This is a genomic window from Hymenobacter sp. 5317J-9 (genome assembly GCF_022921075.1).
Classification (GTDB): Bacteria; Bacteroidota; Bacteroidia; order Cytophagales; family Hymenobacteraceae; genus Hymenobacter.
Genome location: NZ_CP095050.1, coordinates 4,000,949 through 4,023,746, shown reverse-complemented (window position 1 = coordinate 4,023,746; position 22,798 = coordinate 4,000,949). Strand labels below are relative to the sequence as shown.

Here is a 22,798-nt window from a genome sequence, read left to right as displayed (position 1 = left end):
ACATTCAAATCCCACCCCTTCAAACATGCGCTTCAACTTCTTCTCCCGAGACCGTGCTCCTACTACCGTCAACCACGAGGGCGCAGCTGCCTTCGTCCTCACGCCCCAGGTTGAATTGTACGCCGCCGTGGCTACCGCCGCGCTCAGCGACTTGTTCTACGAAAAAGCGGATACCCGCCTGGAGCGTTTGCGCGAATTAGTGGCTAAAAACGACCCTCTGTTCGTAACTCAGTTAGCGGTGTATGCCCGCGAAAGCCTGCACTTGCGCTCGGTGCCTTTGGTGCTGTGCGTGGAGCTGGCCCGCCTGCACCGCGGCGACAACCTCCTGAGCCGCCTGGTGGCCCGGGTGGTGCAGCGCCCCGATGAAATCACGGAATTGTTGGCGTACTACGCGCAGGCCAACGGCCGCGGCGGGACCAAAATCCTCAACCGCGTTTCCAAGCAGCTGCAAAAAGGCCTGGCAATCAGCTTCAACCGTTTCGACGGCTACCAGCTGGCCAAGTACGACCGCGCCGGGGCGGTGCGCTTGCGCGATGCCCTGTTCGTGGTGCACCCCAAAGCCCGCGACGCGGCCCAGCAGGCCTTGTTCGACCAGTTGGTGCGCGGTGAACTGCCCACGCCCTACACCTGGGAAACCGAATTGTCGGCGGTAGGGCAGGGCACCTACGCCACCGAGGCCGACCGGCAAACGGCCGTTCGCAGCACCTGGGAAACACTCATTGCCAGCGGCAAGCTGGGCTACATGGCCTTGCTGCGCAACCTCCGCAACCTCCTCGAAGCCAACGTATCGGCCCAGGCCATGGAGCGGGTGTGCGACACCCTGGCCGACCGGTTTGCGGTGGCGCGCAGCAAGCAGCTGCCGTTCCGCTTCCTGGCCGCCTACCGCGAGGTGAAAAACGTGCAGAGCGGCCACGTTGCCGGCGTGCTGGCGGCCCTCGAAACGGCCATCGCGCACAGCGCCGTAAACCTGCGCGGCTTTGGCCACGACACCCGCGTGGTAGTGGCCTGCGACGTGTCGAGCTCCATGCAACAGCCCATTTCGGCGCGCAGCAAAGTGCTGCTCTACGACGTGAGCCTTGTGCTCGGCATGTTGCTCCAGAGCCGCTGCCAGAACGTCGTCACCGGTATGTTCGGCAACACGTGGAAGCGCATCAGCCTGCCCCGCGGGCCGGTGCTCCGCAACGTGGAGGCGTTCTACCAGCGCGAGGGCGAAGTGGGCTACTCCACCAACGGCTACCTCGTGCTGCGCGACCTGCGCCAGCGCCAGGAAGTGGTGGATAAAGTGATGCTCTTCACCGACGTGCAGCTGTGGAACAGCACCGGCGACGGCGGCACCCTGGCCCAGGAATGGACCGAGTACCGCCGCACCGTGGCCCCCGGCGCCCGCCTCTACCTCTTCGACCTGGCCGGGCACGGCACCGCCCCGCTGGAGGTGCGCCCCGAAACGGGCGTGGCCCTCATCGCCGGCTGGTCCGACAAGGTGTTCGACGTGCTCCAGGCCCTGGACAACGGCGGCTCGGCGCTCACCGAAATCGAGAAAATTGAATTGTAATAACCAAGCTGAACGGCCGGGCAATAAAGCGGAACCCCCGGCCGCCGCGCTGTAGAGACGCGACACTTCGCGTCTCAGCATTGAACGATGACGCTCGAATGACATTCGAACGGCGCAACCGCCGAGAAGCGAAGTGTCGCGTCTCTACAGCGCAATGAGGTTTTCTAAATAATTACCCCCTCTGCCAGTGCCAGTTATTTCGGGCTACTGTGCAAAATAGAATAAAAAACACGCGTATGACGTTACAACCATGACTCCACGATTAGGACGACGGCTGCCCAAAAGGGCAGTCGCCGACCGGAACGGGCACCCGCTGCGGTAGCCCGTTCCACCTCGGCGGCATCCGCATGGTTCAGGTGCCGTAGGCGGGCGATACTTCGTTGGTTGAAATCTGACTGTTAATCAGAGAGATTGGGTTCGAATCCCCTGCCGCAGCCTCGGCCGCGGTTGACACGCCAGCCGCTTGTTGCCCTGAATTTGCGGATGAAGCCGAGATGAAATACGTTTCCGGGTGGGTGCCGTAGCCGGGCCTTCCTTCGCACCAACCTCAGGTGCGGTCGCGGGTTCGACTCCCGAAGTGCTGCCGCAGGGCAGGGCGAATGCAAATGGGTAGGGCCGCACCAGTTGGCCGGGCGCCTGTTGCCCCTTCCGGAAACGAAAAGCTTGTATTGGGTGCCGTAGGCGGGCGATACTTCGGGAAGTAGTTCTGTAAAGACCTACGGGTTCAAATCCCGTCCCAAAGCCTAACCGCTACGGGTGGCGAAATTGGTAGACGCGCTATTCAATAGACGCCTGCTGCTTGTTGCCCCAATACATGTTAGCCCAATCCCTGTCCGGGTGTCGTAGCCCGGCCATACTTCGCATTGTGATTGCCCAGGTCGCGGGTTCGAATCCCGCCGGAAGTTGCCGCAAGGCTGTCGCCGTAGCTCAGTGGTAGAGCAGGACTAGGAGGTCGGGCGCTTGTTGCCCCGGGCAGGGAGCGGGTTGAGAAGGTGTCGTAGTGCTGCCATACTTCGTACTGAAAAAACCAAGTGGCTGCGCGTTTATCATCCTTCTCATTTTTTTACCGGATGCCGTAGGCAAGCGCGACTCTGACCTGTCACGTCGGGCTTTGGGCCCGTTGCGTGGGCCGTTTGTCGCTCCGGTTTTTGTCTGATAAAACGGGCCGGTGCCGTAGCACCGCCATACTTCGCTTCGGACGATGGGGTCGCCGGTTCGAGTCCGGCTCGTGGGTTTCGGCCCGCGGTAGCTCAGTTGGTTAGAGCACATATGTGGGCGGTGTGCCTTGTTGCCCGGCCCGTTTTTATCTATTTATTCAGTTTATTCATCCCAACGATTGAGACGCGAAGTGTCGCGTCTCTACTTCGTGCAAACGACCATTTCATGGCCACTCTTTTACGCGGCAACGACCTTCGCACCCTCGGGTTTCCCGAAGGCCGGGCCATCGGGCTTGCCCTCGCGCAATTGCAGCGCAAGCACCTCAAAAAACTTTCTCAAACCGACCAGCTTGCGTTGCTAGGTCAACTGTTAGCCAACCCCAAAGACTACCTCACCGACCTCGACTGGAGCCATACCGCGGCGGCCTTGCTGCCGGCACCCTCGCGGCACATTGCCCTGGTCGAGCGCAAGCCCTACGCCACGTTCGGCGCCGAGCACATCGACCCCAGCGCCATCCACCAGATGGAAACGGCCATGAAACTGCCCGTGACCGTGGCCGGGGCCCTCATGCCCGACGCGCACCACGGCTACGGCCTGCCCATCGGCGGCGTGCTGGCCACTGACAACGCGGTGATTCCCTATGCCGTGGGCGTCGACATTGGCTGCCGCATGGCTTTGTCGGTGTTTGATTTGCCGCCCAAGTACCTCACACAGCGCGTGCAGGAACTGCGGACGGTGCTGCTTAACAACACCCGTTTCGGCTCCGGCCGGGGCTGGGAGCGGGGGCGACGCCTGGCCTCGGCCGTGCTGGAGCGCGACGAGTTTCTGGAAATTCCTTTCCTGAAAAACAAGCGCGACAAAGCCGCCGAGCAAGTGGGCACTTCCGGCTCCGGCAACCACTTCGTGGAATTCGGCATTGTCGAAATCACCGAAGCGGAAAACGAGCTGGGCGTGCCGGTGGGCCAGTACCTGGGCGTGCTGTCGCACTCCGGCTCGCGGGGCTTAGGCGCCGGCATTGCCGAGCACTACACCCGCCTGGCCAAAGACGTGTGCCAGTTGCCCACCGAAGCCCAGCACCTCGCCTGGCTCGGCCTCGACACCGAAGCCGGCCAGGAGTACTGGGCGGCCATGAACCTGGCCGGCGACTACGCCTCGGCCTGCCACGCCCAGATTCACCAGCGCTTGGCGAAAGCTCTGGGCGAACGGCCCCTGGCCAAGGTGGAAAACCACCACAACTTCGCCTGGAAAGAGCGGCTGGCCGATGGCCGCGAGGTGGTGGTGCACCGCAAAGGCGCCACGCCGGCCGGCGCAGGCGTGCTCGGCATCATCCCCGGCTCGATGACGGCCCCTGGCTTCATCGTGCGCGGTAAAGGGCTGGCGGAGTCGTTGGCTTCGGCCTCGCACGGCGCCGGGCGGCTCATGTCGCGCACGCGGGCCAAGGCGGAGCTGACCGAATCGGGCGTGCGCAAGCACCTGGCCGAGCACGGCATCGAGCTCATCGGGGGCGGGCTCGACGAGGCGCCGATGGCCTACAAGGACATCCACACCGTGATGGCCAGCCAGCGCGAGTTGGTGGACGTGCTGGGCTCGTTCACGCCGAAAATCGTGCGGATGGACGGAGCGTAATAAGCCTAGCTAACCCGTGCGTCTTATCATGAGCACGTTCTGGCGCAATTCGAAGAGGCCCCAGCCGGGATGGCTGGGGCCTCTTTCGATTGATGCTAATTAGGTTTTGGAGTTACAAACCAGCCTAAATCAATAGGAGCCCGATTTTTTACGAAAAGAATAAGCTGCTTCGTGGAGTGTGCCGACGGAATTGATTCTGCCCAAGTTAGTTAGCAATAAGGCCCGCGTTGGTTAGCAAAACGTCATGAAAAAGACATCTCGCCGGGGGCCGTATCCTGAACGGAATGCCTTGGAATGACGTATTTAGAAGCAGATAACAAACATGTTGGTTGGCACACGCCACTTGCGACGGCCGTGTTTGGTATTGTGGGCCTTGATTTGCTTCTTGCCCCCGGAGTGCGAACACCAGCTGCTGGCCAAGCTGAGGAAACACCAGAGCCATCAAAAAAGCCTCGTCGGTAGCAACTGGCGGGGCTTTTCCGTTGGTGTTCGGGCCATCTATCGCATAGGGGCCCGCGTGCATCTGCGTTCCTGCCTTCTTCTTTTTTGCGCATGGCTACCCGGATTCGCAGCAACGACCTCCGCAAAATCGGCTTTTCCGAAGACCCGGCTGCCTACGAAGACCTCCGGCACGGGCCCCTCAGCAGAAGCTGGCGCCCATGCCGTTCAGCATATAAAACGACAATAAAATCCAATCAATCAAACCACACAGCTGCCTTCTGGCGTAGATACTACTAAGTCTTCTACAGGAGACAGTTGTTTTCATAGCTAGGAAAGCCTTCCGCCCTTGGCGGAAGGTTTTTTAGTACGGGCTTGAAGCCGGCTGTTTCAACTTATCCGCACAGCTATAGCCCATACACGTACTCAATTCATTAAGCAACAAAAAGCCCCGACTGCATGCAGTCGGGGCTTTTTGATTGGACAAGCCGCCGGGTTTGAAGCGAAGGCTACTCAACTACCAGGCGCTTCACCACCAGGCCGGCGGCGGTGCGGGCTTGCACCGAGTACACTCCCGCGGCCAGACCGGCCAAGGGCAGCTCCAGCGTTTCGGCGGCACCGGCGGCCAGGGTGCGGGCGAGCACCGTGCGGCCCAGGTTGTCGACCACCGACACGGCCGTGGCCTGCTGGCCCCGCAGGGCCACCGGCAGCAGCAGGGTGGCCGCGCCATGGGCCGGGTTGGGGTACACGCTGGCCAGTTGGGCCAGGGCGGCAGGCGCCGTGGCCAGCACCCGCGCCTGCGTGGTGAAGAGCACGGAGTAGCGGCCCCCGACCGCGGCGTTGGGCGCCAGCGTAAGGCTCACCGACGGCGTGGTGGCCAGGTCGGTGAAGGTGCCGCTGAGGGCATCGCGCAGGTAGGCGTGGTAGCCGGCGGGCAGGTTGGCGAGGTTATCGACGGCCAGCGTGTAGGTGCCGGCCGTGAGCGCAGCCACTTGCAGCGGCAGCAGCACGTCGGCACCAGCCAGGGCCGGTTGGCCGTTGATGGCCAGGGCTTCGGTGCCGGCCTCGGTGGCCAGGGTCAGCCCGTTCGGCGCGGGCAGGTGGTAGGCGTCAAAGGCCCCGTCGAAGCCGGCGGTGGCGCCCTGCTCGAAGTAAATAGCAGCCTGCGTGGCCACGGCGGCGTTGCTTAGGCTCAGCTTCAGTTGCGGACGGGTGTCGGCGGTGCCGCGCTGGAAGGGCGCGGTGTCGTACGTGGTCAGGCGCTCGGCGTTGGTAAAGTTGATGCTGCCGCTAGCCCCGGCCGCGCTGGTGCGCACGAAGAAGCCCTGAGCCACGGGCAGCACGTTGGTGCCGCCGTTGGTGCTTTGGCCGTTCACGTAGCTGGCGTAGCTGCCGGTGTATTGGCCGCTGCTCTTGAACACGTACAGCGTATTGTCGACGTTGCCAAGGCGGCCGTTGTTCACCACCAGGTTCCAGTCGAGGGCCGAGGGGTAGGGGTTGCCGCGCAAGTGCCAGCCGCTTTGGGCCTGGGTGCCGCGGGTGAGGCCGTTGACCGACAGCGTACCGGTAAAGGGCACGCCCACGAAGTCGACCACCTGGCCGGCGCTGATGTTCACCGTGTAGCCTTGCGAAACGATGAGCAGGCTGTTGAGCGCCGGGGGCGACATAAAGCCTTTATCAAAATCCGAGGAGCCGGCGCCGCCGCTGGTGTTCACGCGGGTTTCGTTGTAGCTAAACACCGTGGGGAAAGGCACCACGGTATTGCCCACCGTGTTGTAGTCCGGGTTCACCACCGGCGTGAAGTTGCTGGTGGCCAGGTCGGCCACGGTAGAGCTCTGCACCGGCGAGCTGAAGTGGCGGTAGCCCAGGCCGGCGTTGCGGGTGGGGTCGATGTATCGCTGCACGGTGGCGGCGCCGTTCACCACGCCGCCGGTGTTCACCACAATGGCCGTGCCGGCTGCCGAGGAGAGCAGCGTCAGGGTTTGGCCGTTGGTAATGAGGTCGCCCGATTGCAGCGCCACGCGTTGGGTAATGCTTACGGCCTGGCTCAAGGTGACCCCGGCGGCGTTCTGCACGGCCAGGTTCAACACCCGGCCGGGCAGGCCCGGGCCCGTCACCTGGGCCGCGGAGCCGGCATAGCCATAGCTGGCGTCGGGGCTGAAGGTGCGCGTGCCCGAAACCTGAATGGCCCCGGTGGCGCCCGTAGCGGCAATGCCCGCCGGGTCGCAGATGACCAGGTTGGCGTTGGCCTGCAGCACGAAGCTGCCCGTTCCGGTAATGGGCTGGCAGTTCTGCACTAGGGTACCGCCCGATTGCACGGTCAGGGTGCCGGCCACCGTGAGCGGACCCGTGAGGTTGGCAATGCCGCCGCTGGTCACGGTCACGTTGTTGTAGTTGCCCTGCACGGGTTGCGGCGAGCTCACCGTGAGGTCCGTGAGCGGGGCCGCCGTGGTGGAGAAGTTCACCGTGGCGGCGCTCGAAGTGGCCCCGCCCGCGCAATTGCTCACAATGCTCACCGTGTAGGTGGTGCTGGGGTTCAAGCCCGTGAAACTGACCGACGTGGCGCCGGCCGGCAGCGTTTGCGTGGTGGTAGTGGGCGAAGTCGTCACGGTGTAGCCCGTGGCCGTGCCGCTGCCAGTGAAGTTCACCGTAGCCGAGTTGCTGGTGACGTTGGTGGCTGCCAAGCCCGAGGGGGCATTGCAGGGCGCCGCATTCACGGTGAAAGTGGCTGGGGCTGATGTTCCGCCACCGGGGCCGGCGGTGGTTACCGTCACGTTGTAGGTGCCGGGCGTGGCCTGGTCGGCGGCGGTGAGGCCAATGGTGAGTTGGGTAGCCGACACGAACGTGGTGGTGCGGGCCGTGCCGTTGAAGGTTACCTGCGAAGCGCCGCTCACGAAATTGGTACCGGTCACGGTCAGCGTTTGCGGGGCGGCGCCCGCCGTTACCGAAGCCGGCGACAAGCTGGTGATGGCCGGCGCCGGATTGTTCACCGTGAAGGTGGCCGCGGCCGAGGTGCCGCCGCCCGGTGCCGGGTTGGTCACGGTCACGTTGTAGGTGCCGGCCGTGGCAATATCCGAAGCCGGAATGGTAGCGGTGAGGCTGGTGGCCGACACAAAGGTGGTGGTGCGGGGGCTGCCGTTGAAATTGACCACGGCGCCCGACACGAAGCCCGTGCCCGTCACGGTGAGCGTAAACCCAGCGCCGCCGGCCGTGGCCGAACTCGGGCTGAGGCTGGTGATGACCGGCGCCGGGTTGGGCGCGGCCGTGGTGAAGTCGATGGTGACCGGCGCGGCCGTGGCGCCCGCGGCGCAGTTGCTCACAATGCTCACCGTGTAGGTGGTGCTGGGCGCGAGGCCCGTGAAGCTGACCGAAGTGGCGTTGGCCGGCAGCGTCTGGGTGGTGGTGGCGGGCGAGGTCGTCACCGTATAGCTTGTGGCCGAAGGGCTGCCCGTGAACGTCACCGTGCCCGAGGTGTTGGTGACGCCCGAAGCGGCCAGACCGCTGGGTGCGGTGCAAACCGGCGCCAGCGTGGTGAAAGTGGTGCTCACGGCGCTCGACGACAGCGCGCCGGCAAAGCAGTTGCTCACAATGCTCACCGTGTAGCTAGTGTTGGGCGTGAGGCCCGTCAGCGTCACCGGCGAAGTGGTGGCGGTTTGGGTGGTGGCGGGGCCGTTGGCGGGCGTCACCGTCACGGTGTAGTTGGTAGCTAAGGCGTTGGGGGTAAACGTGATGGTGGCCCCGGTGCTGGTCACGCCGCCGGAAGCCGGGTTGGTGGGCGCGTCGCACACCGGCGCCGCGATGGGCACGGCCAGGTCGAACACGTTGAAGCCGGCCGACTGAGCCGTGGGAATCACGGTGCGCTTGTTGTCGACCACCCCGGTCGAGAGGTTCACGTCGAACAAGTTGGTGCTCGAAATGCCACTGCCGTTGGCCACCGTCGTTTGAATCAGGTAGCCCAGCGTTGAGTTATTCGCAATATCAAGGCCCAGGGCCAGCGAATTGGTCAGGTTATCAAAGCCGTTGTAGACGAGGGTAGGCGTGGTGCGGGTAAGCGTGCCGGCAGCCGGCGGGCTTTGAATGGTCAGGATGTTGCCGTTGGCCTTGTCGAGGTCGTAGAGCGTGGTGCTGGTGCTGCCAATGGTAGAATTGGTGTAAGCCGCCGTGACCACGCCGGGCGTGGCCGGGGTGCCGCCAACGTAAGCCAGCGGCGTGTCGGTGGCCACCAGCGAGCCGTCGACCGGGCTAATGCGGTAGTTGTTACGGTTGCTGCTCAACACCCGGATTTGGTCTGCTACGGGATTGAAATCGAAGCTGATGTTGAAAATGAACAGCGGGTTGGTGGGTTGGCCCAGGTCCAGCGACAGGCCCCCCCAACCGTTGTGACCACCCCGGTGCTCACGTTCACCGTGTAGAGCTGCGTGTTTTTCACCGTGTTGGTGGGGTCGAAGGCGATGGTGGCGTCGTAGCCCAGGGCGTAAAGCTGCCCGGTGAGGGGGCGCGAGTCGATGCCGACCAGCTTCTGCCCCCCCTGCACGCCGGCAATCTTCACCGGAAAGGCGGCGGGGTTGGCATTGCCGCCGGCATTGGCGGTGAAAAAAGTGATGAGGCCCTGGTCGCCAACGGCCGCCCCGGCCGGGAAGAACAAGGTGCTGTTGGGAGCAATAGGCTGCGTGGCCGTGCCCAAGCCGTAAAGTGTAGTGGCCTGGGCCGGAGCCTGGGCCCGCGACGCGGCCGCGCTGACTAGCAGCAAGGCGACGCACCCCAGGTAGCGAAGGTGCCGGCCTAGGGCCGACAACGCACGTAAGTTTGTGGTCATGTATAAAGATTTAAAGGTTGGAAAGAATAAAAAAAAGCCCGTTGCTAGTGTCAGCAGGGCCTAAAAACGCCGTTGGCCAAGGTACGTGGTTCGCGTAAAAGAAGATGCCTGGCGCCGCGTGCCTAACAGAGCGGCCGGCACCCAATCGGTGCCCGAAAATACCCCGCCACCTTGCCTGGCCGCGTGACTACCCCGCCCGGTTAGCTATATGAATTTACCGAAATCGTTTGGGATTTCGCAATTCAAGCTCCGGCGCCGGTTCAGCTCAGCACCCGCACCACGTCGCCCACCCGAATGAGGCCACCCTGCGCGATGTGTGCTGTGAGGCCGCCGTGCCCGCGCATTGCGTTGTAGCCGCCAGGGCCCAGCTCTTCTTCCATGCGCGAGCAGGGGTGGCACTCGCCGGTGATGTCGAGAATGACTTCGTCGCCGATTTGAATCTGGCGGTTTTTCAGGGCCAGCAGGTTCAGGCCGCTCACCACCAGGTTGCGGCGCAGGCGGGCGGGGTCCAGTGGCGCGTTCAGGCCCAGGTAGCCGGCCACCGCCGCCAGGTGCTCGTGCTGCAGGAGCGTGACCTGGCGCTTGCCGCCGGTCTTGGGCCGAGCGTGGTCGCCGAGCATGTGCGAATCGGTTTTCAGCTCTGCCTCGGGCACCAAAAGCAAAGGCTCGCGCCGCAGCGGGCGCTGGCCAATCCACTCCAGGCGGCCGGTTTGGGGCAGGGTGGCCAGCAGGCGGGCCACGGTCGATTTGTCGTCGCCGAAGAAGGGAAAAGGCATGGGCAGGTTACGCGGGCATCAGGGCGGGGTTACAGCTCGTCGGGCGTGCCGAAGCCTTCCCGGATTTCGGTGTGCCGAATGAGGCCGCCCAGGTACCCCGCGCGCGCCAGCAACCCAAAGCCGGCCGTGGCCACCGCCAGCGCCGCCCACGCCACCAGCACGGCCCGCGGCGAGGCATTTTTGCGCAGCAGCAGGCCAAACAGTGCCAGCGCGGCCGCCGTCTCCAGCACCCAGAAGCCCAGCTCGGCCGCGCCGGCGTGGGTTTGAATGAGGGCCCGGCTCACGCGGGGCAGTTCCTGCACGATGGCCGCGGCGCCTTCGCCCGTGAGTTGGGCCGGCAGGCACAGCAGGCCCGCCGCCAGCACGGCCACCAGCCCCGCTTTCGTAAGCGAGTCGTTGCGCTGCAACAGGCCCGCGCCCAGCAATACGGCCGAAAAAAGACTGCCCATTATCGGCAGGTGGTTCACCAGCAGGTGAAGGTGTGCTTGGTTCATTTGACGAAAAAATGGGCCCCACCCGGCGGGCGCCGCAAAGCTACCGCCCGGCCTCGCAGCGCGGCGATGCCACGCAACCATTGGGACCCCGGTCCGACTCTTGAAATTGAACTGCTAACCCCGCGAAATCGTTATTTCAGCAGCCCCGCCCACGTATGTCGGGCGGAGTTATTAGCCGGCTGCCCCGCAATGAATTCCGGCGTGCGGCCGTTGTGTGAAAGCGCTGTTGTTCTGGTGCTTTTCTGTTTCGGATTACCGTTGTTTTCGTGTTGAAAATAGGGTTGGTTTATCCCGTCCGTCGCCCGCATTTGGCACTTTGCTTGCCTAGGTTTTAGTCAGTAGTCATTCACCTCTCGTCTTTCGCTATGACTTTGCTCCCCCGCTTTTTCCGCCGGCTGGCCGCTCCGCTGCTGCTGGCGCTGCCCATAGGCTTTACTTCTGCCGCGCAGGCCCAGACCGCCCCGGCGCCCACCGACGTTATCCGCGAAATCACCGACGCCGTGGGCCTCAAAGCCCGCTTCGAGCTACGGGCCACGCGCGACGTCGACAACGCCGCCGCCGTGGTGTATAATGGCAAGCGGTTCCTGCTCTACAACCCCGATTTTCTGAACGACATCAACCGTGCCGGGCACACCGACTGGGCTGGCATCAGCATTCTGGCCCACGAAATGGGCCACCACCTCAACGGCCACACCCTGCGCGCCGGCGGCTCGCAGCCGGCCGATGAGCTGGAAGCCGATGAGTTCTCGGGCTTTGTGCTGCGCAAGCTGGGCGCCAGCCTGGCCCAGGCCCAGGCCGCCATGGCCACCGTGCCCGACGACGGCGGCTCGGCCACGCACCCCGGCCGGGCGCCGCGCCTGCTGGCCATCGGCCAGGGCTGGCAGCGGGCCAACGGCCAGATTGTGGCCAGCGCCCGGTCGGCTGCGCCCTCGGCCGCCCCGGCTGTGGTGGCGGCCAGCCGTCCGCAGGCCCCGGTGCGCGCCACGTCCTACAACAACAGTTCGGTGAGCCTGTTCCCCACCGAAGAAGCCGACCGCGACGCCCGCGAGATGGTGGCCATCAACCAGGCCAACGGCAATGCCGTGAAGCTGGTGGGTCAGCTCACCTTCCGCAACGACCCCAGCCGCCGCTACTACCTCACCAACGCGCTGAAAGTGGTGCGCGTCGATGACGAAGACAACGCCGAAGAGGTGGGCCGCATCACCCGCACCACCAACGAGACGTTTCCCTTCGTGCTGACCGATACGCAGCAGCGCCGCCTGTTCATCACGGCCCGCGGCGACGTGTACGACAAAGCCGGCCAGCGCGTGGCCAAGCTGCACGACCCGTCGTAATTCTAAGGTAGAATACCTGAACAATGCCCGTTTGCGCAAGCAGGCGGGCATTGTTCGTTTGCAGCGGCTTTGCCGTTCCTTCGCGGTTTCATTCCGCTTATCTGTTCCGCTGCACATGCTGCCGTTTCTGCTTGTCGATGCCTTTACCACCGAGCCCCTGCGCGGCAACCCCTGCGCCGTGCTGCTCGACGCCGACGACCTCAACTCCGCCCTGCGCCAGCGCCTGGCCCGAGAATTCAACCAGTCCGAAACCGCTTTCGTGAACCAGGCCATGCCCGGCAGCACCGAATTCACGGTGCGCTATTTCACGCCGGCCGAGGAGATTCCGTTGGCCGGCCACCCCACCATTGCCACCGTCACGGCGCTGCTGCACGCGGGCCGGGTGGCCTTGCCGGCCGATGGCTCCCCGTTGGTGCTCACCCTGCAATTATCGGGTGGCCCCATTCGGGTAGACGTGCTGTCGGGCGCTGCCGGCCAGCCGCCCCTGGTGTGGATGACCCAGCGCCCGCCCGTGTTCGGCGCCGTGCACGCGCCCGAGGCCGTGCTCCCGCTTTTCGGCCTCACGCCCGACGACCTGCTGCCCGGCGCGCCTATCCAGACGGTGAGCACGGGCACGCCGCAGCTCATGGTGCTGCTGCGCGACCACGCCGCCCTGCGCCGCGCCCACGTGGCCGATGCCGCGGGCCTGGCGGCGTACCGCGCCGCGAGCGACTTTTTCAGCCCGCACCTGTTTTGCCTGGGCGGGGCCACGCCGGCGGGCCACACCTTTGCCCGGCATTTCGGCACGCCGCCGGATATTTCGGAAGACCCCGTGACGGGCTCGGCCACCGGCGGCATGGCCGCGTACCTGTGGCATCACGGCTACCTCAGCGCGCCGGAATTCATCGCCGAGCAGGGCCACGACATGGGCCGCGCGGGCACGGTGCAGGTGCGCATCAGCGGCCCGCGCGAAGCCATTGCGACGGTGCAGATTGGCGGGACGGGCGTGGTGGTGCTGGAAGGCGGGTTGCGCGGGGATTTGTAGGCGTTCGGGTGCAACTCGGCAGCGCTTTGGGCTGTTAGCATAACGTTTGAAGCAGATACAAAAACTCATCCCTTCCCACTGTGCCCGAATTACCCGAAGTAGAAACCTACCGCCGCTTTATCGACGAATTGGCCGTGGGCCAAACCATTGCTGCTTTTCAAGTAAATGATGCTCACGTGCTGGCCACGCCCGAGGACCAGCTGCGCGCCGGGCTGGTGGGCCGCACCATTACGGGCACCAGCCGGCTGGGCAAAAACTGCTTTTTAGAGCTCGACAACGGCAAGGTGCTGGTGCTACATTTTGGTATGACCGGCGACGTGGGGGCCTACCGCGACGAGCCCGACGCCCCGCGCTTCACCCGCGTGGCCCTGCACCTCGAAGACTCCGGCCTGCGCCTGGCCTTCATCGACCCGCGCAAATTCGGGCGCATTCGGCTTGCCGACAGCGCCGCCGCCCACCAGAAAGCCAAGAAAATAGGCCCCGACGCGCTGGAAATAACCGCCACCGAGCTGCACCAGAAACTCAGCCGCCGTAAAACCCTGCTCAAGCCGCTGCTGCTCGACCAGGGCATCACGGCCGGGCTGGGCAACTGGATTGTGGACGAAGTGCTGTTTCAGGCCAAAATTCACCCCGAGCGCATTGGCGCCTCGCTCACGGAAAAGGAGGGCAAGGCCCTGCACGAGGCCGTGCAGTTGGTGCTCAACACGGCCATCAACCAAGAGGCCAACTACCGGCATTTCCCGGCCAGCTTTCTCATCCATGCCCGCGAGTGGGACACCTCGGCCACGCCGGCCAGCGACGACGCCCACACGTTTTGCCCCCGTCATCCCAAGGTGAAAATCGACAAATACTACGTGGGCGGCCGCGCCACCTACACCTGCCCGAAATGCCAGCCCGCGCCGGCCTCAGCCGATAAACCGGCTGCGTAGCCATTGGGCCGGATGCTTATTTGCCGCGAACGCCACCTGAGAGCCTGTTGCGCAGCCAGCGGTTGAGCGGCGCTTCCAACGCGTAGTAGCTCGCCACGGAAATTCCTGCAAGCAGCAGCAAGTCGGCTGCTATTGCCAGGGGACTGGTCCAAACGGGCCGGCCGGCGTGAATCGCCTCGTGCACAGGGCCCATGTGAATCAGGTAGAAAATGTAGGAGGCTTTGCCCAGCAGCACCGCGGCCGGGCTGCCCAGCACGCGGCTAACCCACGTGGTTTCGGCCAGCAGCCCGTGTAGCAGGGCCACCAGGGGCAAGGTGAGCAGCAACTGCTGCCCCACTACCTGCACCAGCAGCTCGTTGGCCTGCCACACGCGCAGGCAGGCCACGCCAACTACCACGATGCCCGTGCCCGCCAGCCCCAGCCACGTGTTCCGGCCCGTGGTACGCGGGCTCACGTCGCCGCGGCGTATCAGCCACAGGGCCAGGCCTGCGCCGGCAGAAAACTCGGCGCTGCGCCCCGCCAACGTCCAGCACAGGAGCAGGCGGTAATCGCTGAAAAACCCTTCAAAACGGCCGTGCAGGGCTTCGGTCAGCAGCGAGCCGAGGGCCAGCAGCGCCACGGCCGCCCCGCCGAACAAGACGGCTGGCCGGGTGCCTTTTCGCCACAATATCAGTAAAACTGGGGCCAGCAGGTAGAAGGTTTCTTCCACCGTCAGCGTCCAGCCTTGCTGAATGTGGGTGAATTGCAGCGTGCTCGAATACCCTTTCAGAAACGTGAGGTTGGCCACGTAATGCAGCCATTCGGTGCGGGCCGAGCTGCCGGCGAGGTGCCGGAAGCGCCACAGCAGCGCCACCGTGGCCAACAGCCACCACATTGGATACACGCGCGCCAGCCGGTTGGCGAGGTAGCGGCGCCAGAAATCCCACCGAAACGAAGCGTGCTCGGCGTAGCGCAGCGCAATCAAAAAACCGCTGAGCACGAAGAAGACGTTGACCCCAATGCTGAAATCGAGCCGGAGCAACAGCGGGTTCTGGGTAAAAAACCGCAGCGGATGGCTGTGCGAACAGAATACCAGCAGCGCCGCTATTGCCCGCAGGCCAGTGAGCGGGCGAAAGTAGGTGCGGGATATGGTGGAACGCATGCACAAAACAACTACCTGCCGTGCGAGCCGCGGCCGTCTGAGCAAGGCCGCACGGTAGCCCAGGCGCCAGCCCGCGCGGGCCTAGTGCATGTTGCCAAGGCCGCCCGCCACCAAAAAAATGCCGGAGCACGCCCCAAACCCCACAATGAGCACCAGCAGCACGCTCAGGAAATAAGGCGCGGCCCCCACGTCTTCCGGCCCCCGGCCCATGTGCGCGAAGGCCAGAATCAGGTTGTACAGCGCCTGGCCCAGGTAGAAAAAGCAAAACAAAAAAACGCCGGCGTCGACGCCCGTGTTTGCTGCGACTCCCAGCAGCACGGCCGCGGCCAGCAGGGCCAGCAGGTTGTTGCGCACGATGCTGCCGAAGGTGGGCTTGTTCATACACGAATATAGATTTCAGGGAGTATTTGTCGGCGCTTCCAGTACTTCGGCCCGCCGGTGGCTTTCCCTCTCCTGCGAGCACATGCCAAACCCGATGAGCAGCAGGAGCAGAAACGACAGGAAAAAGCCCCCGGCGTAGCCCGCATCGCGCCGCCGCTCAAACAGCAGGAACACAAAGCCAATGAGCGCATTCAGGCACGCCAGCAGCAGCAGGCCAAAGCCACCGCTGGTCACATTCGGCCAGCTAAGGCCCAGTAGCAGCAGCAAAATGGCCAGGTTGATGCCCAGCGGCCAGACGTACCGACGCTGGCCTTTTTCGGTTGGTTCAGTTGTCATACGTTCTCACACTAGGCCCACCCGCTCGGCCCGCAACTCCTCCAGCCGCGCCAGCTTCTCCTGGTCGCGGTAGAAGATGTTCATCGTCTCGAAAGGAATGATTTTCAAGTCCTTGCTCACGATGTGCACGCAGGATTTCTTCACGGCCCGCACGTCGAAATTGTGCGCGTCCATAAACTGCAGGACGATGATGCGGAACAGGTTTTCGTAGCCCAGGTTAGGCGCCGATACCTGCGGCAGGCAGCACAGCAGCTGGTTGATTTCGGGCACCACCGTATCCACGGTATTGGCTGTGCTAAACAGCTTGAGCATGTGCTGGCGCAGGCGCGGGTCGCGCTCGTACACAATGGTATTGCCCGCGTTGGTGAGCAGCTCGGCGGGGTCGATGTAGCGGGTGAGAGGGAAGACTTCGCCGTCGAGCTTCAGCGCGTAGGCCATGGCCAGGGCGTCGGGGTTGCAGGGCACGGGCAGCAGGTCCTGGGCCGAGAAAACCGGGCTTTGGTCGATGATGCCCTGGCGCACTTCCGTGAGCGAAAACGAGTCGGTTTCGGGGTTGAAATTGTCGAGGCGCCCGGCTGCCTGCGTGGGCTGAAACGTAACGCCGCGCACGCAACGCTGCTTCAGCGCGTAGTCGATGATGTCGCCCATTTCGTCATCGTTCAGGCCCTTTTGCAAGGTCACCACCAGCGTGGTGCTGAGGTTGTACTTGTTCAGATTCTCGATGGCTTGCTTGCGCACCTCGCGCAGGTCGCGGCCGCGCATGGTCAGCAGCACGTTTTCTCGGAAGGAATCGAACTGCAAATACACCTCAAAAGCGCCCGCATACGTGGCCAGCCGCGCCACAAAGGCTTCATCCTTGGCCAGGCGCACGCCGTTGGTGTTCACCATCAGGTGCTTGATGGGCTTGCGCTTGCACATGTTCAGGATTTCCCAGAACTGCGGGTGCAGCGTGGGCTCGCCGCCGGAGATTTGCACCACGTCGGGCTCGCCTTCGTTGGCCACCACCAGGTCCACCATGGCTTCCACTTCTTCCAGGGAGCGGTGCCGGCCGTGGGTGGGGCTGCTTTCGGCGTAGCAGGTAGGGCAGGTGAGGTTGCAGCGGTCGGTTATCTCGATGACGGTGAGGCAGCTGTGCTGCTCGTGGTCGGTGCACAGGCCGCAGTCGTAGGGGCAGCCGAAGTGCGTGGCCATGTTGAAGCGGCGCGGCGTTTCGCTGGGCTTCACGTAGTTGCGGATGCTCTTGTAGTACTCAATATCGGTGGCAATGCGCACCCGCTGCCGCCCGTGCTCCGGGCAGCGCTTGAGCATGTACACGTTCCCGTCCTCGAAGACGATTTTGGCCTCGATGCGGCGCAGGCAATGCGGGCATAGGCTGATGGTGAAATCGTAGTAGGTGTATGGACGTTCGGGCATGGGAAATTTATTCTTCTACAACAAATGAATTATTATCGAATTGCAAGCTTACCGGTTGGCTCCACCATGTTTTGTCAGAGTAATCATTATAGCTAGCATCATTGAAATGATTTTGCGGGTAGCGGCCCGAGAAACCAAACCGAACCCTAACGCCAGCTTCAGGCACTGTCCACTTGTCATACGGCGGTCGTGGGCTCATATATTCTGTTTTGTTTTTATCCGATTTGCTATTAATCATTCGCGTCAATAATCCATAAAACACAATTGTTTTTTGTGGTTTTAGAGTAATGTGTTCAGGTACATTTTTATCACATCCTGGAAAATCCAAAATCAGATTTGAATTGTCAGTTTGCCAGTTTTCCATCCACGAGCAGGACATTATCAAAATCTTCTTATTCGAAACCGAATTGTTCGTAACAGTCAATTTTACGAAAAGACCTTTTGTGTTGCTGTCAGGATATATGTATTTGCCTTCTCCAGTTATTTCTGCCGCAATTAATAAGTCTCGAGGACTGTCTTGGCTATAAGCTAGAAAAGGCAGCAAAGCCATTGCAAGAAGCAAAAGTGTCTTCATAATATCGGGTATGTAAACCGTTGTAATCAAGTATACTTGGTCACTGGAATATGGGGCTTAACCCACCCCCAAACATAATACCCCAGCCCCGCCACGCACGCCCACTGAATGGCCGTGAGCCCCAGGCCCGGCAGCGCCGCCGTGGGCTTGATGAACTCCACCAGCAGCCGGAACAGCAGGTAGCCGCTCAGAAATAGCTGAAACCGGCGCCCATCGGCCAGGGGCCCTCGCCGTTCCAGCAGCCACAGTAGCAGCGCCAGCGCCCCCAGAAACAGGATTTCGTATAGGTTGGTGGGGTGGCGGCGGATGCCATCGCCAAAGTTGATGCCCCAGGGGAGGGGAGTAGCCGTGCCATAAGTGCCGTCTTCGAGCCCGCTGAAAAAGCAACCGAGCCGGCCAATGGCCAGGCCCAGCAGGATGGGGAACACCATGAGGTCGCCGCTGCTGGCCCTCACGCCCAGGCGCTTTTTGGTGAGCTCCACGCCGATGAGGCCACCCAGGAAGCCGCCCACAATGGTTTTGTTGGTGAAGTAGTAGAGCCAGCCACCGGGCGGGTGGGCTAGCAGCTCGGGGTGCTCCAGTAGGCCCAGCAGGCGCGAGCCCAGCAGGGCGCCCGCGGCCGCCCCCACAAAAATCCACTGGCGGTGCTGGCTGCTGATGCGGTCGGCGTGGTGGGCGCGCAGGTGGGTGTAGAGGCGGTAGCCCAGCGAGTACGCCAGCACTTCGCACAGCAGGTGCACGGGCAGGCGCACGGGGCCTAAGGCCAGCTCGACGGGGAAGTTCATGGCGCAAATATGGGCGCGCCGGGCGTTGGCGCTTACTTTTAAGCCCGTGTTTCAGCCCGTGGCCCTGATAGTTGCTTTGCGGCGCTTGCCGTTGCCCGGCGCGTTGCTGCTCGGCCTGCTGGCCCTGCTGCTGTGGGGCGCCTGCGGCAACCAATACCAAGCCCCGGCCTGCTGCGGCGAGCGGGTGGTGCGCGTCGACAGCTTGGCCGCGCCGCTGCCGGACGCCCCGCCGCTGCTCTACCTCACCCTTGGCCTCCGCAACGACGACCCCGACGCGGCCCGGCTGGAAAGCGTGAGCGGGGCCCTGCTGTTTCAGGGGCTGTATTGGAGCGATTTCCATCGGCCGCGCCGCCAAGGGCTGGTAGTGCCGCCCAAGAAAGAATTGCTCGTGCCGCTGGTGCTGCCCCTCACCGATACGCTGGCTTGCGACCCGGTCTTGCTGCGCCGCTTGCAGCGGGCCCTGCGCCGCGGCACGGCCGGCGACTCTACGCTTTGGCTGAACCTCAGCGTCGACGTTTCGCTAAAAGAGGGCGGCGGCTACTTGAGCGACAATGGCACCGAGGTTTCGCTGCCCGCCATGGGCGCGACGGTCCCACTTCGGCGTAAATGAGCTCAGGGTAGGCCAGGCAAACCTACGAGCAATTCAGGACGCTGAAAAGTCCCGGAATAGTGGGTGCAAGGTGCTGAGGGAAAATGCCTTGTTATTGATATGAGCGACGCATTCAAGTCTAAATTATCGATGTATTTATATTGACTGCAATAGGGGGCCTTGTACTTTGGAGCGAATTATTATTCACCCTCACCACACGCCGCTATGAAGTACTTCGCCGCATGCTTAACCAAAATTCCGGGCTTGCTGGGGCTGTTTCGCCGCCGGAGCGTCGCGGCCGTAGTGGCTTGGATGGTGCTGGGAGCCTTCGCGCCGCTCGTGACGGGCTGCAACTACTACCGCACCAAAACCCAGCCGGCCGACAAGGAAACGGTGAACCTGCTGGCCCAGTCGAAAACTTTCGTGGTGCACCAGGGTGCCACGGAATGGGTGCTGCGGCAGCCGCATTTCAACGGGGAAACGCTGGAAGGCACCCGCGAGTCTGCCACCGGCACGCTGGCTAAATACGGCGAGCTGCCAGCCGGCCGCAACGCGCCTCGCTATTTATCGAAGGATAAAAAGGTGGCGCTGAACATTGTGCACGTGTACGTCAACGACGCGCAGCCCGGAGCCGGCGACCAAGTGAGTATTCCAATAGCCGCCATTCAACGGATTGATTTAGTGGAAAAAAACAGTGGGCGCACCACTGGCTCCTATGTGTTCGGCACCATTGGCATTGCTTTAGGGGCTTTTGTGCTCATCGGGGTCATTGCTTTGCTCACCAAAAGCTCGTGCCCCTTTGTGTACGCTTACGACGGCCAGACCTACCATTTCGAAGGCGAGGCCTACGGTGGGGCCATTTTCGCCCCGGCCGAGCGCGACGACTACCTGCCGGTGCCCGCCCTGCAGCCCGAGGGCAATCAGTACCGCCTCAAAATCAGCAACGAGCTCAAGGAGCGCCAGTACACCAACCTGGCCGAGCTGTGGGTGGCCCAGCATCCGGCCGGCACGCAGGTGCTGCTCGACCAGCGCGGGCAGGTACAAACCCTCACAGCCCCGCAGCCGGCCACGCAGGCCCGCACCCTGGGCGGCCACGACTGCACCGCCCAGCTGCAAGCCGCCGACCATAGCGTGGAGCTGTTCAACGAAGACCTGCCCGGCCACGCCCCCAACGAAGTGGTGCTGACCTTCGCCAAGCCCGCCGCGGCGCGCCACGGCAAGCTGGTGCTGCGCGCCCAGAACTCGCTGTGGCTCGATTACCTCTACGGCCGGTTCATCGAGAAATTTGGCGCGGCCTACAATGGCTGGGCCGCCCAGCAGAAAACCCAGCCCGCCGCCATCAACCGGCAGTGGGCCCTCGACCAGCACATTCCGCTGCAGGTGTACGTGGAGGCTGGCCAGGGCTGGCAGCTGGCCGAAACCATCCCGACGGTGGGCCCGCTGGCCGCGCGCGACCTGGTGGTGCCGCTCGATTTTCCCGCTTCGGCCGCAGGTACCGTGCGCGTGAAGCTGGCCTGCGGCTTCATGTTTTGGGAGGTCGACTACGCCGCCCTCGACTGCAGCCCCAACGTGCCCGTGCAGCTCGACAACTGCCGCCTGCAAAGCGCCCGAACCGAGCGCGGCAACGACGCCCGCGCCGCCCTGCGCGCGGCCGACACCCTGCGCCTCAAGCAGCTGCACGCTGGCACCGTGGTCGACCTCACCTACGAAACCCGCCTGCCCGCACTGGCCGCCGGCACGCGTCGCACGGCGTTTCTGCACACCCGCGGTTACTACGAACACGTCCGCGAGTTCAAAGGAATGCCCAAACTGACGGAGCTGTACGCCTTCAAAAATCCCGGCCGCTTCGTCGAGTTCTCGAAGGAAGAATACCGCCGCGCCAGTCAGCAATTTGCCCCCGCCATCGCCCAACGCTAGTGCCCATGGAAGCCACGCTCATCACCGACCTGCCCTTTCTCGACGCCGCCGCCACTGAGGCGCCGGTGGTCACGCCCACGTTGCCGCCGGCCATCATCGCCTCGCGGCTGCAGCGGGCCTGGGCCACGGCCATGTTTCACCTCACCGATGCGCGCCTGCTCTGGCGGTTTATGCGCTCGGGGGCCCGCATGCAGCTGGCCAAAATGCGCATTGAGGAGCTCAAACGTGCCTACTACGGCGCGCTGCAGGTGAAGAAAGTGGCCCGTGTCGACGGCCGCTATTTCCGCGAATACTTCGCGCCCGGCATGCCCAGCCCGGCCTACGACACCTACATAGCCTCTACGGTGAACCGGCTGGTGCCTTTCCGGGGCGACGCCGACACGCTGAATCTGGTGTTTCTGGCCATCACCAAAAAGTGCCCGCTGGCCTGCGAGCACTGCTTCGAATGGGATGCGCTCAACCAGAAAGAAGTGCTTTCGCGGGCCGACATTCAGGACATGGTGGCCCAGTTTCAGGCCCGGCACGTGACGCAGATTTTCTTCAGCGGCGGCGAGCCCATGCTGCGCGTCAACGACTTGGTGGCTGTGGTGGAAGCTGCCCGGCCCGGCACCGATTTCTGGGTATTTACCTCGGGCTTCAACTTCACCCGCGACAACGCCCAGCGCCTGAAGCGCGCCGGCTTCACGGGCGTCAGCATCAGCCTCGACCACCACGAGCCCGCCCGGCACAACGCCTTCCGTGGCTCGCCCGATGCCTACGCCAACGCCGTGCAGGCTGCGGCTCACGCCCACGCAGCCGGCCTGGTGGTGAACCTCTCGCTGTGCGTCACGCAGGACTTCACCACCCCGGCCAACCTCCTGGCCTACGCCCGTCTGGCCCGGCAGCTGGGCGTCACATTCATTCAGATACTGGAGCCGCGCGCCGTGGGCCACTACGCCGGCCAGGCCGTGGACCTGACCCACGCCCAGGTGGCCTTGCTGGAGGAATTTTACCTAGACATGAACTACGGACCCGACTACCTCGACTGGCCCCTGGTGCACTACTACGGCTACCACCAGCGCCGCATGGGCTGCGGCGGTGCGGCCGACCGGTTCCTGTACGTCGACACCGACGGCGACCTGCACGCTTGCCCTTTCTGCCAGAAGAAAAGCGGCAGCGCCCTGTGCGGCTCCAAAGGCGGCTCGGTGGATGCCGCGTTGGCTTCGCTTAAGACCCGCGGCTGCCACCCATTTGCCCCGGCCAGCATGTGAAAAAGGGCGGCACTAACTCAGAAAAAGCGGGCGGTGCACAACTTTTTTCAAATTTTTTCGTCGGCGGCGCGTTGGTGCTCATCGCGCAAAGCTGAACAGTCGAAAGCTGGCTGGCAATAAATGGGTTACGGCTTGGCTCGGCATTGAAATGAGGCAAGCGGAAGGAGGGTGGTTTGGTCGATTAAAGGCGACAAATAGTCGAATGGCAGGGGTGAAGCTGCAATAATTCCGGCGCGGCCGGGGTTAACAACTCGGAAGCGAGCTG

At 63.4% G+C, this 22,798-nt stretch carries 18 protein-coding genes and 1 tRNA gene; 9 read left to right on the top strand and 10 right to left on the bottom strand.

Going from position 1 to position 22,798, the window contains the following annotated elements:
* The first annotated feature begins 25 nt into the window (after positions 1–25).
* The 3 genes from MUN81_RS16885 to MUN81_RS16875 all read left to right on the top strand — a co-directional run bounded on the left by MUN81_RS16885 (position 26) and on the right by MUN81_RS16875 (position 4,336).
* The gene (locus MUN81_RS16885) at positions 26–1,552 is read left to right on the top strand and encodes a TROVE domain-containing protein (protein WP_245112512.1); all 1,527 of its coding nucleotides are present in this window, start codon (positions 26–28) and stop codon (positions 1,550–1,552) included.
* Positions 1,553–1,917: 365 nt separating this feature from the next.
* A tRNA-Ser gene (locus tag MUN81_RS16880) sits at positions 1,918–1,986 on the top strand.
* Between the two features lie 949 nt (positions 1,987–2,935).
* A complete protein-coding gene (locus MUN81_RS16875) occupies positions 2,936–4,336 on the top strand; it encodes an RtcB family protein (protein WP_245112510.1) in 1,401 nt (466 codons plus the stop codon).
* Positions 4,337–5,283: 947 nt separating this feature from the next.
* Here MUN81_RS16875 and MUN81_RS22750 read toward each other — a convergent pair.
* From MUN81_RS22750 to MUN81_RS16855, 4 genes are all read right to left on the bottom strand, one after another.
* The gene (locus tag MUN81_RS22750) at positions 5,284–9,048 is read right to left on the bottom strand and encodes a fibronectin type III domain-containing protein (RefSeq protein WP_280638210.1); all 3,765 of its coding nucleotides are present in this window, start codon (positions 9,046–9,048) and stop codon (positions 5,284–5,286) included.
* A gap of 17 nt (positions 9,049–9,065) precedes the next feature.
* Positions 9,066–9,590, bottom strand: a complete 525-nt coding sequence (locus MUN81_RS22745; protein ID WP_280638209.1) for a DUF4394 domain-containing protein — start codon at positions 9,588–9,590, stop codon at positions 9,066–9,068.
* 260 nt (positions 9,591–9,850) lie between these two features.
* Positions 9,851–10,366 (bottom strand): MOSC domain-containing protein, encoded by a 516-nt coding sequence (locus MUN81_RS16860; protein WP_245112509.1) that lies wholly within the window; start codon positions 10,364–10,366, stop codon positions 9,851–9,853.
* Between the two features lie 29 nt (positions 10,367–10,395).
* Positions 10,396–10,860, bottom strand: coding sequence for a hypothetical protein (locus tag MUN81_RS16855; protein WP_245112507.1), 465 nt, complete (start codon positions 10,858–10,860; stop codon positions 10,396–10,398).
* 365 nt (positions 10,861–11,225) lie between these two features.
* Between MUN81_RS16855 and MUN81_RS16850 the strand changes: the two genes are divergently transcribed.
* The 3 genes from MUN81_RS16850 to mutM all read left to right on the top strand — a co-directional run bounded on the left by MUN81_RS16850 (position 11,226) and on the right by mutM (position 14,147).
* Positions 11,226–12,194 carry a membrane-binding protein gene (locus MUN81_RS16850; protein ID WP_245112505.1) on the top strand — a complete coding sequence of 323 codons (969 nt, stop codon included), beginning with the start codon at positions 11,226–11,228 and terminating at the stop codon, positions 12,192–12,194.
* 115 nt (positions 12,195–12,309) lie between these two features.
* Positions 12,310–13,218, top strand: a complete 909-nt coding sequence (locus MUN81_RS16845) for a PhzF family phenazine biosynthesis protein (RefSeq protein WP_245112503.1) — start codon at positions 12,310–12,312, stop codon at positions 13,216–13,218.
* Between the two features lie 80 nt (positions 13,219–13,298).
* Positions 13,299–14,147 carry a DNA-formamidopyrimidine glycosylase gene (gene mutM / locus MUN81_RS16840; protein ID WP_245112501.1) on the top strand — a complete coding sequence of 283 codons (849 nt, stop codon included), beginning with the start codon at positions 13,299–13,301 and terminating at the stop codon, positions 14,145–14,147.
* A gap of 16 nt (positions 14,148–14,163) precedes the next feature.
* Here mutM and MUN81_RS16835 read toward each other — a convergent pair whose 3' ends face one another.
* The 6 genes from MUN81_RS16835 to MUN81_RS16810 form a co-directional block, all read right to left on the bottom strand.
* Positions 14,164–15,288, bottom strand: a complete 1,125-nt coding sequence (locus MUN81_RS16835) for an acyltransferase (RefSeq protein ID WP_245112499.1) — start codon at positions 15,286–15,288, stop codon at positions 14,164–14,166.
* Between the two features lie 81 nt (positions 15,289–15,369).
* Entirely contained in the window at positions 15,370–15,669 is a 300-nt protein-coding gene (locus tag MUN81_RS16830) for a hypothetical protein (RefSeq protein WP_245112498.1), read from the bottom strand.
* Positions 15,670–15,684: 15 nt separating this feature from the next.
* On the bottom strand, positions 15,685–16,005 hold the full coding sequence (locus MUN81_RS16825) for a hypothetical protein (protein WP_245112496.1): 321 nt from the start codon (positions 16,003–16,005) through the stop codon (positions 15,685–15,687).
* Positions 16,006–16,011: 6 nt separating this feature from the next.
* Positions 16,012–17,418, bottom strand: coding sequence for a radical SAM protein (locus tag MUN81_RS16820; protein ID WP_245112494.1), 1,407 nt, complete (start codon positions 17,416–17,418; stop codon positions 16,012–16,014).
* Positions 17,419–17,425: 7 nt separating this feature from the next.
* Positions 17,426–17,992 carry a hypothetical protein gene (locus tag MUN81_RS16815; protein WP_245112493.1) on the bottom strand — a complete coding sequence of 189 codons (567 nt, stop codon included), beginning with the start codon at positions 17,990–17,992 and terminating at the stop codon, positions 17,426–17,428.
* Positions 17,993–18,018: 26 nt separating this feature from the next.
* Positions 18,019–18,777: a prolipoprotein diacylglyceryl transferase family protein gene (locus MUN81_RS16810; RefSeq protein ID WP_245112491.1), complete on the bottom strand. Its 759-nt coding sequence runs from the start codon at positions 18,775–18,777 to the stop codon at positions 18,019–18,021.
* Here MUN81_RS16810 and MUN81_RS16805 point away from each other — a divergent pair.
* The 3 genes from MUN81_RS16805 (at position 18,776) to MUN81_RS16795 (ending at position 22,533) form a co-directional block, all read left to right on the top strand.
* Positions 18,776–19,387 carry a hypothetical protein gene (locus MUN81_RS16805; RefSeq protein WP_245112489.1) on the top strand — a complete coding sequence of 204 codons (612 nt, stop codon included), beginning with the start codon at positions 18,776–18,778 and terminating at the stop codon, positions 19,385–19,387. The genes MUN81_RS16810 and MUN81_RS16805 overlap by 2 nt on opposite strands.
* 204 nt (positions 19,388–19,591) lie before the next feature.
* The gene (locus tag MUN81_RS16800) at positions 19,592–21,283 is read left to right on the top strand and encodes a hypothetical protein (protein ID WP_245112487.1); all 1,692 of its coding nucleotides are present in this window, start codon (positions 19,592–19,594) and stop codon (positions 21,281–21,283) included.
* 5 nt (positions 21,284–21,288) lie between these two features.
* Positions 21,289–22,533, top strand: a complete 1,245-nt coding sequence (locus MUN81_RS16795; protein WP_245112486.1) for a radical SAM protein — start codon at positions 21,289–21,291, stop codon at positions 22,531–22,533.
* Positions 22,534–22,798 lie beyond the last annotated feature (265 nt).

What these genes read in the sequence shown, in the direction of transcription:
- MUN81_RS16850 (WP_245112505.1), top strand. Translation starts at nt 11,226, where the DNA reads ATGACTTTGCTCCCCCGCTTTTTCCGCCGGCTGGCCGCTCCGCTGCTG.
- MUN81_RS16835 (WP_245112499.1), bottom strand. Translation starts at nt 15,288, where the DNA reads ATGCGTTCCACCATATCCCGCACCTACTTTCGCCCGCTCACTGGCCTG.
- MUN81_RS16795 (WP_245112486.1), top strand. Translation starts at nt 21,289, where the DNA reads ATGGAAGCCACGCTCATCACCGACCTGCCCTTTCTCGACGCCGCCGCC.
- MUN81_RS16825 (WP_245112496.1), bottom strand. Translation starts at nt 16,005, where the DNA reads ATGACAACTGAACCAACCGAAAAAGGCCAGCGTCGGTACGTCTGGCCG.
- MUN81_RS16845 (WP_245112503.1), top strand. Translation starts at nt 12,310, where the DNA reads ATGCTGCCGTTTCTGCTTGTCGATGCCTTTACCACCGAGCCCCTGCGC.
- MUN81_RS16875 (WP_245112510.1), top strand. Translation starts at nt 2,936, where the DNA reads ATGGCCACTCTTTTACGCGGCAACGACCTTCGCACCCTCGGGTTTCCC.
- MUN81_RS22745 (WP_280638209.1), bottom strand. Translation starts at nt 9,590, where the DNA reads ATGACCACAAACTTACGTGCGTTGTCGGCCCTAGGCCGGCACCTTCGC.
- MUN81_RS16885 (WP_245112512.1), top strand. Translation starts at nt 26, where the DNA reads ATGCGCTTCAACTTCTTCTCCCGAGACCGTGCTCCTACTACCGTCAAC.
- MUN81_RS16830 (WP_245112498.1), bottom strand. Translation starts at nt 15,669, where the DNA reads ATGAACAAGCCCACCTTCGGCAGCATCGTGCGCAACAACCTGCTGGCC.
- MUN81_RS16815 (WP_245112493.1), bottom strand. Translation starts at nt 17,992, where the DNA reads ATGAAGACACTTTTGCTTCTTGCAATGGCTTTGCTGCCTTTTCTAGCT.
- MUN81_RS16810 (WP_245112491.1), bottom strand. Translation starts at nt 18,777, where the DNA reads ATGAACTTCCCCGTCGAGCTGGCCTTAGGCCCCGTGCGCCTGCCCGTG.
- MUN81_RS16800 (WP_245112487.1), top strand. Translation starts at nt 19,592, where the DNA reads ATGAAGTACTTCGCCGCATGCTTAACCAAAATTCCGGGCTTGCTGGGG.
- MUN81_RS16855 (WP_245112507.1), bottom strand. Translation starts at nt 10,860, where the DNA reads ATGAACCAAGCACACCTTCACCTGCTGGTGAACCACCTGCCGATAATG.
- MUN81_RS16820 (WP_245112494.1), bottom strand. Translation starts at nt 17,418, where the DNA reads ATGCCCGAACGTCCATACACCTACTACGATTTCACCATCAGCCTATGC.
- MUN81_RS16805 (WP_245112489.1), top strand. Translation starts at nt 18,776, where the DNA reads ATGGCGCAAATATGGGCGCGCCGGGCGTTGGCGCTTACTTTTAAGCCC.
- MUN81_RS16860 (WP_245112509.1), bottom strand. Translation starts at nt 10,366, where the DNA reads ATGCCTTTTCCCTTCTTCGGCGACGACAAATCGACCGTGGCCCGCCTG.